12 protein-coding genes are annotated in these 11,538 nt (G+C 50.0%); 6 read left to right on the top strand and 6 right to left on the bottom strand.

The window, feature by feature from the left end:
• The first annotated feature begins 23 nt into the window (after positions 1-23).
• Together ACSF8W_RS07505 and ACSF8W_RS07500 are read left to right on the top strand one after the other, a co-directional pair.
• Entirely contained in the window at positions 24-500 is a 477-nt protein-coding gene (locus ACSF8W_RS07505; RefSeq protein ID WP_500846374.1) for a hypothetical protein, read from the top strand.
• Positions 501-504: 4 nt separating this feature from the next.
• On the top strand, positions 505-1,557 hold the full coding sequence (locus ACSF8W_RS07500) for a porin (protein ID WP_500846372.1): 1,053 nt from the start codon (positions 505-507) through the stop codon (positions 1,555-1,557).
• Between the two features lie 159 nt (positions 1,558-1,716).
• On the opposite strand, the gene ACSF8W_RS07495 is transcribed toward ACSF8W_RS07500, so the two are convergent.
• Positions 1,717-2,628, bottom strand: a complete 912-nt coding sequence (locus ACSF8W_RS07495) for an ROK family protein (protein WP_500846370.1) — start codon at positions 2,626-2,628, stop codon at positions 1,717-1,719.
• Between the two features lie 220 nt (positions 2,629-2,848).
• Between ACSF8W_RS07495 and ACSF8W_RS07490 the strand changes: the two genes are divergently transcribed.
• Positions 2,849-3,067 (top strand): acetyltransferase, encoded by a 219-nt coding sequence (locus ACSF8W_RS07490; protein ID WP_500846369.1) that lies wholly within the window; start codon positions 2,849-2,851, stop codon positions 3,065-3,067.
• A gap of 139 nt (positions 3,068-3,206) precedes the next feature.
• Here the strand turns inward: ACSF8W_RS07490 and ACSF8W_RS07485 are convergent, their stop codons facing one another.
• The 5 genes from ACSF8W_RS07485 to phhA form a co-directional block, all read right to left on the bottom strand.
• Complete coding sequence (locus ACSF8W_RS07485) at positions 3,207-3,794, bottom strand: PqiC family protein (protein ID WP_500846367.1); 588 nt, start codon at positions 3,792-3,794, stop codon at positions 3,207-3,209.
• Positions 3,795-3,796: 2 nt separating this feature from the next.
• Entirely contained in the window at positions 3,797-5,440 is a 1,644-nt protein-coding gene (pqiB, locus tag ACSF8W_RS07480) for an intermembrane transport protein PqiB (RefSeq protein WP_500846366.1), read from the bottom strand.
• The gene (locus ACSF8W_RS07475; protein WP_500846364.1) at positions 5,437-6,768 is read right to left on the bottom strand and encodes a PqiA/YebS family transporter subunit; all 1,332 of its coding nucleotides are present in this window, start codon (positions 6,766-6,768) and stop codon (positions 5,437-5,439) included. The genes pqiB and ACSF8W_RS07475 overlap by 4 nt, the downstream gene beginning before the upstream one ends.
• A gap of 135 nt (positions 6,769-6,903) precedes the next feature.
• Positions 6,904-7,245: a 4a-hydroxytetrahydrobiopterin dehydratase gene (locus ACSF8W_RS07470; protein WP_500846362.1), complete on the bottom strand. Its 342-nt coding sequence runs from the start codon at positions 7,243-7,245 to the stop codon at positions 6,904-6,906.
• A gap of 85 nt (positions 7,246-7,330) precedes the next feature.
• Positions 7,331-8,188 (bottom strand): phenylalanine 4-monooxygenase, encoded by an 858-nt coding sequence (phhA, locus tag ACSF8W_RS07465; protein ID WP_500846360.1) that lies wholly within the window; start codon positions 8,186-8,188, stop codon positions 7,331-7,333.
• Positions 8,189-8,436: 248 nt separating this feature from the next.
• Between phhA and ACSF8W_RS07460 the strand changes: the two genes are divergently transcribed.
• The 3 genes from ACSF8W_RS07460 (at position 8,437) to maiA (ending at position 11,530) form a co-directional block, all read left to right on the top strand.
• On the top strand, positions 8,437-9,606 hold the full coding sequence (locus ACSF8W_RS07460) for a homogentisate 1,2-dioxygenase (protein WP_500846358.1): 1,170 nt from the start codon (positions 8,437-8,439) through the stop codon (positions 9,604-9,606).
• 33 nt (positions 9,607-9,639) lie between these two features.
• Positions 9,640-10,668 carry a fumarylacetoacetate hydrolase family protein gene (locus tag ACSF8W_RS07455; RefSeq protein ID WP_500846356.1) on the top strand — a complete coding sequence of 343 codons (1,029 nt, stop codon included), beginning with the start codon at positions 9,640-9,642 and terminating at the stop codon, positions 10,666-10,668.
• A 64-nt stretch (positions 10,669-10,732) separates the two neighbouring features.
• Positions 10,733-11,530 carry a maleylacetoacetate isomerase gene (maiA, locus tag ACSF8W_RS07450; RefSeq protein ID WP_500846354.1) on the top strand — a complete coding sequence of 266 codons (798 nt, stop codon included), beginning with the start codon at positions 10,733-10,735 and terminating at the stop codon, positions 11,528-11,530.
• The last annotated feature ends 8 nt before the right edge of the window (positions 11,531-11,538 follow it).

Here is an 11,538-nt window from a genome sequence, read left to right as displayed (position 1 = left end):
TTAATGATGATGGAAATTTATTGATGTTCAATGGACTGAGTTTTCTCACTTTTTTTCCAGCATTACTCATCGGGACGTCGCTGATGTTAAGTAGTGTGACCGTGCAGGCCAACACAGAGCAGGAGGTGGAATTTGCGGTATTTTCGATGAATGGGGATCTTCCTCCATTAACGAAAAGCAAAACAAGAATGCTATATAAAGGAAAGACTAAAAAGATAAATGGCAGTATTAAGATTATTTTGGTGGATTTACCTGAGCATTCCATGCTTCGGGAAGAATTTTATACCATGCTGCTCGGTAAATCCGTCACGCAAATGAATGGCTATTGGGCCAGTTTGTCCTTTTCAGGCAAAGGGACGCCGCCGGAAGAACTGAACAGTGGCGACATTAAAGATATTCTTGAGTGGTTAAATGCCAACCCCAACGGCATTGCCTATGCCCCCATCAGTGCCGTGCCTGAGAACGCCAATATTTTAATCACCGTCTTACAAGGAGAGTAAAGACATGGCTAAATTCCCTTTTCTTCCGCTGTCTTTGCTTATGATCCCTTGCAGTGGAATGGCGGCGATTTCCCTTACCGACAACCTATCCATCAGTGGGTTTGGCTCAACCTCTATTACACAATCTGACAACAGCGTGCCGATTTTCGTCCACCGTGAAATCAGTGACGATACCTGTTATGACTGTGATACCACTTTCGGGTTGCAAGCCGACTTGGCTTTATCCGATGCGTTCAATGCCTCTGTACAGGTGATTAAACGCCCGCAAGATGAATGGTCCGATCCTGAATTGGAATGGGCGTACCTCAGCTATGAATACGACAATTTTACCTTCCACGGTGGCCGATTACGTATTCCGCTTTTTTTGGTCTCACAATATTATTACGTGGGTCAAGCCTATCCGTGGGCGCGTCCACCGCAAAGTGTATACGACAGCTTATTAGGGGTGACGTTCTATGATGGCCTGAGTGCCACATGGCAATTCGAGTTAAATGATGAATTGGTGATGAGTGCTTCGCCCTTCTATGGCTTTGGTCGTAAAAATGACATAGAGATTGGCGCATCAAAAATCACGGTGGATGCCGATTACCTGGCCGGATTGTCTGCCGAATTAAGTGGGTTTGATTACCGTATTCATTTCAGCTATCTGCGTACCGTCTACACCATGACGTCGGATATTAACCCTGAAGAAGAAACGCTCAACATTTACACCCTAGGGGCAGAATACCTATGGCATGACTGGCAGTTTATGGCTGAAGTACACACTGATAATATCCAGAGTAACTGGTATATTTCTGCGGCCTACACATGGGATAAGTTTACGCCTTATGCCGTATATGAAGAGAGCCACCAGCGCCGCAAAACACGCGGAGCAACCTTGGGCGTACGTTACGACGTCACACCGACGATTTCCCTTAATGCGGAATGGCAAGGGGTGTACATGACAAGCTCCGATTATGATCAGTTTGATATTGGCCAATTTATAACGCCACCCGCCGTCACGGGTGAAGACAAAGATGCCAACGTGTACACCTTGATGTTGAATTTTATCTTCTAACCTTTTTACTGCTTATACATGCGCCACTCAATGCACTAGCACTAATGATATCAATAAAAAGAGGCCACCTCATCGGTGGCCTCTTTGTCTTTCATAATGCTGTATGACTTAACTCACATCACTTAACTGACGTTATTTAACCTGCGTGATTAAACCAGACTATTTAACCAGCATGGCCGCACCGAATACACCGGCGCTGTCACCCAATTGCGGTTTCACAATGTGGGTATTTAGCACAGGATTGAACAAATGCGGCAAAATCGCTTGCTTGCCTTGTTCGTACAATGAGTCAATGTTACCCACCCCACCGCCGACAACAATCACATCGGGATCAAGCACATTGATGATACGCGCCACGGCGACACCAAAATATGCATGCATACGATCAACGGTTTCTGACGCCAGCGCATCCCCCTCTTGCGCCATCGCTAAGATTTGAGGCAAGCGAACTTTCGGTTCCGTTTGGGCTGACTGATTGTAGAAACGCTCTAAGCCGGTTCCTGACAAAACGGTTTCAACACACCCATGCTGACCACAGTAGCAAGGAGCACCATCCAGCTCTAAGGGGTTATGCCCCCATTCACCCGCAATACCGTGGCAGCCGTATAATGGCTTGCCATTGACCACAATACCCGCCCCGACACCGGTACCCATGATGATACCAAACACCACTTCCGCATCCGGATTAATCGCATGTGCCGCCCCTAGTTTGGCTTCTGCTAAGGCAAAACAGTTGGCATCGTTCGCCAGTTTCACCGGCACACCCAAACACGCGGTTAAATCTTTGTCTAACGGCTGGCCGTTAAGGTGAGTCGAGTTACAGTTTTTCATCACGCCGGTCGCGGGGTCTAGCGTACCCGGCGTACCAAATCCCACCGCCGTAGGGGATTCCCCTACCAGCTCAATACAGCGGTCAATCAGGCGTTTAATTTGGTTAATGACATGCTGATAGCCTTTATCGCCTTCCGTGGGAATGCGCTCTCTTAATACACAACGGTCATCGTCATACGCCATCACCGCACATTCAATTTTTGTGCCGCCCAGATCGATTCCCCAGTAATACTTACTCATCAGTGTCTTCTGTCCTTATTAGATTTAAATATCTGTGTTTACATAACCCGTATTTAGCGGTCCGTCTTTGCAGAGCCGCATGGTGCAATGCAATCAGCAAAGCGCTTAAATTCAGCCATACTTAGACTAAAGCGTTGTGATCATTTGCTTTATATCCCCTCATCATAGGGGATTAGCAATATTTTTAACGCGTTTTACCGCAGACTTTGGAGATAAAGTGATGTTTTTGAAAGAAGCACGAACTGGCGATCTGGTGGATGTGGTGGATATGTCATCACTGGTTAACCCGTTTTATTCACAAGTCACGGTGCAATACCAGTCTGGTGAAGATCTTGCCGATCCGGTAAAAATCAACAAGCAGCAACTGTCGTTCCCTTCCGGCGAAGACTTGCCGGAATGTTGGACCAATGGGTTCTATCGCCAGTATCCACAGAGATAACAGACGACTGATTTTTCGGCACCATCCGGCTTTTCAGTGGAAACAAAAAAGATAGCCCGAAGGCTATCTTTTTTTATTGTATACGTTCTCTCTCGTCACACTAACCAGCTAACTACGCGCTCATTACAACGCAAACTGCTTACAAAGTAAGGTGACTCACTCGCTGGCTAATTTGCGTCGTCAGACGCTCAACGCCCTCAGACAGGGCGTTAACCTGCGCATTGTAACCGTCTTCAGCCAGCGGCACCTGAATGAAAAATGGCTGACGGATCACCGCCTCCCCCTCACCATTCACCACCATCCACTGGCCACTCAACTGTGCCAGACCTGAATAATGGCCGTTAAACTGCGTGAATTGCAGCTGCAATTTAGGCAGATCCATCGCATTCACCACAGGCGTCAGCTGATCAAACCAGTAGGTCGATTGCTTTTGACGCAAATCGTCAATCACCGCACGGGTAAGCTGCTTTGACAGGCTTTCTGCCCACAAATTATGTTGCGCTTGCACCACTTCGGTCGGGCTCACTTGGTAAACCAATCCGGTGCCGCCCAAATGTTGCGCCACCTCAACAGGGCGCACAATCATGACTGGCTGTTGCGCAGTCGCACTGAGCAGCGTCGTTGACGCCTCATTCATTGGCAACAAATAGGTCGTGGTCACCGGCTCTGCGGTGCTGCTGCATCCTGCCAAAACGAGCACTGCGGCGGCTAAAAGGCTTTTATACATGCTTATTGTCCTCGTACCGGAATCGGATCGGCCGGTTTTTCACCCGTGAAAATTAATGAATTCGGTTTCTCATTGAGCTGTCTCAACACGGGCTGCAGCTCCGTCATCACTTGCTCAAACTGATCGAGTGCTTGCTGCAAGTTCTGATACGGCGCGCCTTCCGGCCCATACCCATTTAAGGTTTCTTGGATCTGCTGCAAACTGTCGCGGATTTCCGTCGGGATCGCCTGTGTGTCTTGCTTCGCCAACAACTTATTCACCTCATTGGCCACTTTTTCTGCCGCAACCATTGTTTGTTGTGATGTTTCCAAGGTGCGGTTAAGCGTCAGTAACGTATCTTCAACCGGCAGGTTGTTGATCTTATTCAAGATAGACGACACTTGTTTCTGGAACTGCGCAAACCCACCCGCTTTGGTCGGGAAGATGTCGTAGTTGGCATAATGGGTGTTCTTCGGCATTTTATCGTCCGGATACACCTCGGTATCAATCAACAATGCACCGGTGAGCAAGTTACCGGTTTTCAGTGTTGCACGCAGGCCATTTTTAAATTCCGTCTCAAGGCTTGCCTTTAACTCAGCCAACGACGTGTAATGCACATGCGTATTCACACGGCCCAGCTCAATGCGAATCAATACCGGAATGTCTTTATTGGTGAAGCCTTCACTTGCCGTCGGTAGATTCAATGGGACTTTTTTCACCGTACCGATACGAATACCGCGGTATTCAATCGGTGCACCCGGTTTCAAGCCGCGCACTGACTCATCAAACAGCATGACGTATTCAAGGTATTCATCAAAGAAGCGTTCACGCACGTCTTTCATATTATTGTACAGACGGAACTTCGACATCTGCTTGGTGACCAATTCACCCGGCTCACGGCCATTCGGCACTTTGAAACTCACACCGCCGGTGATCAACGATTCAATCGAGCCGATTTTTAAATTAAAACCTTCCGCCGACATTTGCAGATCCACCCCAGAGGTTAACCAAAAACGGGTGCGTTTACGGATCAAACTGTCATAAGGCTGGAAAATAAACAGGTTATAATGGGCTTTTTTCGTTTTGGTATCGAACGTGGTTTGTTCCACTCGGCCAACGGTAAAGCCTTCATACAAGACCGGATCACCCACCGCCAATTTACCCGCTTCGTTATGGCTAAGTACTATGCGCAGCCCTTTTGCATCTGGCGGCGCAACAGGCGGCACGTCCAGCACTTCAAAGTGGCGTTTATCTTTTTCTGAACGCCCAGGCTGAAGCTGAATATAAGAACCGGACAGCAAGGTTTCTAACCCTGACACCCCAGACTTACCAATGCGCGGCTTCACCACCCAAAACAGGGTGTCATCTTTCAGCATTCGCGCAGCGTCTTTGTCCATTTGTGCGGTTACTTCAATCGCACTGTAGTCTTCGTTCAGTGTCACACCGGTGACCACGCCGACTTTTACGTTCAGGGCTTTGATCTCGGTTTTTCCGACTTCAATGCCTTCTGCGGTATCCATTTTCAGAGTAATTTCCGGCCCTTGGCTGGTCATAAACTGAAATAACATCCAAATACCGATGCCGATCGCGATCATCGGCACTAACCAGATGGAAGACACCTGCTTTATCGATTGGGTCTTTGCCCTTGATGCTGGTTGCTCGCTCATAAACTCGCTTTCTCTTTATAATGGTTTTCACGCGCAGAAGATGCCGCAACATCTGTTTCCTTCTGCCAGAAGACTCGAGGGTCAAACGTCATTGCCGACAACATGGTGAGCAACACCACACAGGCAAATGACAGGGCGGCGGGACCGGGATAAATCGCCATGAGATTTTGCAATTGCACCAAGGCAACCAAAATCGCCACCACGAAGATATCAATCATCGACCAGCGCCCAATAAATTCCGTCATACGGTATAGCTTAAGGTTTTTTATCGCTTTTTTCTCATCCGACAGCACCCCTTTCTTTGCGTGGATATACAACCAAATCAACGCAAAGACTTTCGCCATCGGGATCACGATACTGGCAATGAAAATCACCGCGGCAATGGGGTAGGATTTTAACTGCCACAATAACACTACCCCTTCCATGATGGTCGAACCTTCCGTTTTGCCTAAGCTGACGGTATACATCATGGGGTACAAGTTCGCGGGCAGCAAAAAGACACAGGCAGCAATCAACAAGGCCCATGACCGCTGTAACATTCTGTCGGGGGCATACGGGTGTAATTTACCGTGACAACGGCAACAACGGGGATGTTTCTCGTCCGTCATCGGGTTCAACTGCGCACAAATATGGCAACTGATATGGTTATGATCGTGATGGCAATCGCCTGCTTTCACCCCGTCAATGGGCTTAATCGGCAAGAATTGTAACCACAGCCATGTGCGGTCAGCCATCGAGACGCACTTCACCACCAGCAAGGTATACAGACAGAACGCCCAAAAAGACATGCCCAGTCCGATATCCGCCAACGAGGCAATTTTGATCAAGCTAACCAATACGCCGATCAGAAACACATCCACCATCAACCACGGTTCTATCGTGATCATGGCGCGACATAGCCGCTTTTCACCGACTGAAATAACCTTGCTGGATTTGCCGGTCAATATCCGTCCGGCTCGGTAATACAGGTACAGTAACGAGACTAAATAGGCCGCTGGTAACACTAACACCGTCAGCAACAATAGAATCGCCAACAAACTGTTTTCAAACACATTCAGCATCGTTGCTGCGTGCATTAACGTGATTTCTTGGCTGATCCCTTTAACGCTGAATGACATGAAAGGAAAGCTGATACTTGCCACCAACATGACGAGGCAAGCGATCCCGTAAGAAAGGGGACGTTGAAACGGCTGGGCAATACGTTTGACTAACGTATGTTCACATCGAGGGCATGACGCTTTTTCATTATCTGCCAACACTGGCAGTTCAACCACTAAACCGCATTCTTCGCATCCGACAAGCATTGGTGGCTCTTGTGGTTTGCTCATGTAACACCCTGACAATTTGACATTAAATCATTATATACCCAACCTCACAGAAAATAGTATCAAACCCTTAAATAAAAAACACCATTCATAATAAGCACCCACAAACGCCGTTCATACAGCGCTTGGATTTCTACCCTATTCCGCCAACAACGCATCCGTTTTTGCCGCACAAATACAATCATTTTTATGCAGCCCGTTGGCCGAATGGCTCCACCAACGCACGGTCACTTTCCCCCACTCCAACGTAATTTCTGGATGGTGCTTTTCTGCTTCGGCCAAGGCCGCGACTTTATCGGTCAGTGCCCAGGCCAATTTGAAGTTTTTAAACACAAACCGACGTTCTAACTGCTGAATCCCCTCACGCTCTATCACCGTCCAGTCCGGCAATTCGACCATCAAACGCGCCAACTCGGCTTCCGTCACTGTCTGCGCTCCCACCTGGCACGCTTCGCACTGTAATGTCTTTAATGCCGTCATCACTGATCTCCTTTGCTTGATTTATGTTCTTCCGCTTATCTTATGTTTATCGCTTTCTCTCTACCGTCTTATCTTCTTTCGCACATCAACCGTTTTCGGTCACTGCATGCGTTGGCTTCACCTTGGCTTCAAACAATGGCTTATGCAGCCCTTTGGCTTTCGCCTCTGCCACTAACGCCATGACATCCATTTGAGCGACATCGTATAACTGCTGAATCGAGTCCAGTACAAAGTAGACGGGCTGCATGATGTCGATGCGGTAAGGCGTACGCATGATTTCGACCGGATCAAAAGGCTGGTGAACCGGCTTCGTCCTCTGACTGTCAGCCTGCAAATCGTCATCAGCCAACAAAGCGTATTGGGTTTCCCCTGGCGACGATAAAATCCCGCCCCCGTAAATCCGCGTCGCGGGCGTGTCTGCCGTGCCTTGTGTTTCTTTCAGTAATCCGAACTCCACCGTAAACCAATACAGACGCGCCAGATAAACCCTGTCCTCATGGCTGGCATTTAACCCAAGCTGACCGTATTTATGGGTAAATTCCGCAAACGCCGGATTCGTCAGCATGGCACAATGCCCAAAGATTTCATGAAAAAAGTCTGGCTCTTGCAGGTAATCAAACTCTTCACGGGTACGCAGGAACGTCGCTACCGGAAACTGCCGCTGAGACAATAGCGAGAAGAACCGGTCAAAATTGATGAGCGCCGGCACCGCCGTGCATTGCCAGCCGGTGGTTTGGCGTAATACGTGATTGATTTCTTCAAGCTGTGGTACACGGTGCGTCGGTAGATCGAGTAAATCCAGTCCATGCAAGTACGCCTGACAGGCACGCTGAGGCAAGCATTGGCGTTGCCGAGTCACCAAATCATGCCACACCGCATTTTCTTCCTCGGTCCAATGTACGATCCCTTGCGGGTCCGGTTTCTTTGATACGTATTGCGTCATACAGTCCCCCTAACTCGCAAAAAAACTCGCAATAAAACGCCTTATATTGAGCGTAGGTAGGGATAACACACTCAATAAAGTCGGTCTCAACATTGAGTACCTAGCAAGCTGTAAGCAAATTTTTACAACTGTGCGTTAGCTTCCTCGTCGATTTATTGCTGTATTGCCCCGTGTGAACCAAAGTTAAATTAATCCTGCTATCGACTCGCTACTCTCTGTCGGTTCACTCGCCAAGCAAGGAGGACGCCATGCCACAATGGTTTCAGTTTCCCATCACCGAAGGACGTGCCTCGCGTCAGGCGCATTGTGATTTACCGGATGGCACGTATGAGCGCGAATGCGGCAAAGAAGGCTTTTTCGGCCCCGCCAGCCACATGTATCACGCTCACCCGCCGACAGGGTGGATCCAATGGGAAGGGCCATTGCGTCCCCGTGCGTTGGACACCAACAAGCTCGATGCCACCGTGGATTCCCCATGGCAAGCGCCCCTGCTGCTTTCTAACCATCAGCTCAAACTGCGGATCTGGCGTTGTGACCATGCCATGACCCATTTGGCGCGTAATGGTGACGGGGATGAAGTGTTTTTTATCCATCAGGGCCGTGGCGATCTGTTTTGTGATTACGGCCATTTACCGCTTGAGGACGGTGATTATGTGGTGCTGCCTCGCGCCACCAGCTGGCGTCTCGTCCCGCATACACCGATGACGCTACTGATGATTGAAGCGACCCACAGCAGTTATCAAATGGCCGATCGCGGCTTGATTGGCCAGCATGCGATTTATGACCCCGGCATGTTAGAACACGCCAAAATCAATGACAGATTTCTCGCCCAACAAAGCCAAACCCAAGCCAGTAATGAGCAACCGTGGCTGGTGCACCTCAAAGCGCGCAATCAACTCAACATTCTGACTTACCCGTACAACCCGTTAGATGCACAAGGCTGGAAAGGTAACCTGACCGCCTTCAAACTCAATTGGCGGGCAATTCGCCCCATCATGAGTCACCGTTACCATGTGCCGCCTTCTGCCCATACCACCTTTGTGGCTGATGGCTTTGTGATTTGTACCTTTGTTCCCCGCCCGATGGAAACTGATCCCGGCGCATTGAAGGTGCCGTTTTTCCACAACAATGATGACTACGACGAAGTGCTGTTCTATCACCGCGGTAATTTTTTCAGCCGCGACAACATTGACGCGGGCATGATCACTCATCACCCTTGCGGCTTCTCTCATGGCCCCCACCCCAAAGCCTTGGCGGCCAGCTTATCCGCTGATGCGCCCGTGAAAAAAAACACCGATGAAGTGGCCGTGATGATCGATGCCCGCTACCCACTGGATGTGGCGGACTTACCGGAGGGGGTAGAAAACACCGATTATGTCTACGCTTGGTTAACCCCCACGCCGCCGCCGTCACGCTAATGCGAGACGATCTGCTGTAAGGAGATAAACGCCGTGAAATTTGCCTCTCTCAACCAAGGCCGTGATGGACAGTTGATCATCGTTTCCCGTGATTTACGTCTTGCTGTCCATGCCCACGATATCGCCCCGACGCTGCAATTTGCCCTCGATAATTGGGCATTGGTCGCCCAGCCTCTGCAACATCTTTATCAGCAACTCAATGACGGCCACGCCCCTAATGCGTTTCCGTTCAATGCCCGTTTGTGCAGTTCACCGTTGCCGCGCGCCTACCAATGGGCCGATGGCAGTGCTTACGTCAACCACGTTGAATTGGTCCGCAAAGCCCGCGGCGCTGAAATGCCTGACAGCTTTTGGACCGATCCGCTGATGTACCAAGGCATGTCGGATCGCTTTTATGGCCCGACCGATGACATTTTGATGGCCGATGAACGCTGGGGGATCGACTTTGAAGGGGAAATCGCCATTGTGACCGATGACGTCCCGATGGGGATCCGTACCGAAGAAGTCCACGATCACATTCAGTTACTGATGCTGGTCAATGATGTGTCGCTCCGCCAGCTGATCCCCGCAGAACTGGCCAAAGGCTTTGGGTTCTTTCAATCCAAACCGTCGACTGCGTTTTCTCCGGTGGCTGTCACGCCGGACGAACTGGGGGAACACTGGCATGAATTTAAACTGCACCACCGCTTACGGGTATCGCTCAATGGTCAGCACTTTGGCCACCCCCATGCCGGCACGGACATGACGTTCAATTTCGCCGAACTGGTGCAGCACGCCGCCAAAAGTCGGGCGCTCAGTGCGGGTAGCATCATTGGCTCGGGGACGGTATCCAATAAAGATCGTAGCCAAGGTTCATGCTGCATCGCAGAAAAACGGATGTTGGAAATACTGGCACATGGTGAACCTCGCACCCCCTTTATGGCCTTTGGCGATACCGTACGCATTGAAATGACCGATGACCAAGGGCAATCCATTTTTGGGGCCATTGAACAAACCGTCACGCGCTACACCCACCAGTATCGCGAAGACGATTTGAATCACCACAACCCGCACCGTCTTTAATATCAACCGCCTCTTTAACCGCGTAGTGAGCATGGCACGCACGGATAATAAACAGGGTTCGACTATGAAGCTTTATGATTATTACCGCTCATCGGCAGCGTATCGGGTCAGGATCGCCCTTAACCTCAAGCAGGCCTATTACCAGTCTGTCGCCATTTCCTTGCTCGACGATGCACAAAATGCCGCCGCGTACAGTGCGATCAACCCGCACCGTTTAGTGCCCGGATTAGACGCGGGCTTTGGGCTTGAATACGGTCACGCACCTGACGGGCACGTGAACGATGGCGAACAGCCGAGCCACCACGCACAAGGCGTACTCGGCCAGTCATTAGCCATTATTGAATATTTGGATGAACGCTTTCCCGAACCACCGCTGTTGCCGAGCGATTTATGGCAAAAAGCCCGCTGCCGTGAAATGGCCTTGACCGTGGCGTGTGATATTCACCCACTCAATAATTTGCGGGTATTGAATTACCTCAATACGGAATTTGGCGTGCAGCAGAATGAAAAAATGGTGTGGTATCACCACTGGCTGGAACGCGGTTTTCAAACCTTGGAGGCTTTGATTTCCCGACAATCCGCCGCGCTTAATGCGGCACCAAACGCTCACGGCAATAACAGCCTCCACCCCAGCACCGGCACTGACACCAGCTGCAACGCCAGCAACGCACAGCAAACACCGCGCTTTTGTTGTGGCGACACCCCGATGCTGGCCGATTTATGTTTGATCCCCCAACTGTACAACGCCAAACGGTTTGGGTTCGACCTCCAGCCCTTTCCGCACTTACTCGCCATCGAACAACACTGCTTAGCCCTGCCCGCGTTCATTGCCGCGCACCCTGACAATGTCGGTGATCACTGACGAGGAGA

This window comes from Photobacterium sp. 270122K, assembly GCF_059941365.1.
Note: the sequence above shows the minus strand (reverse complement) of the source record. Positions and strands in the feature narration are given on the sequence as shown.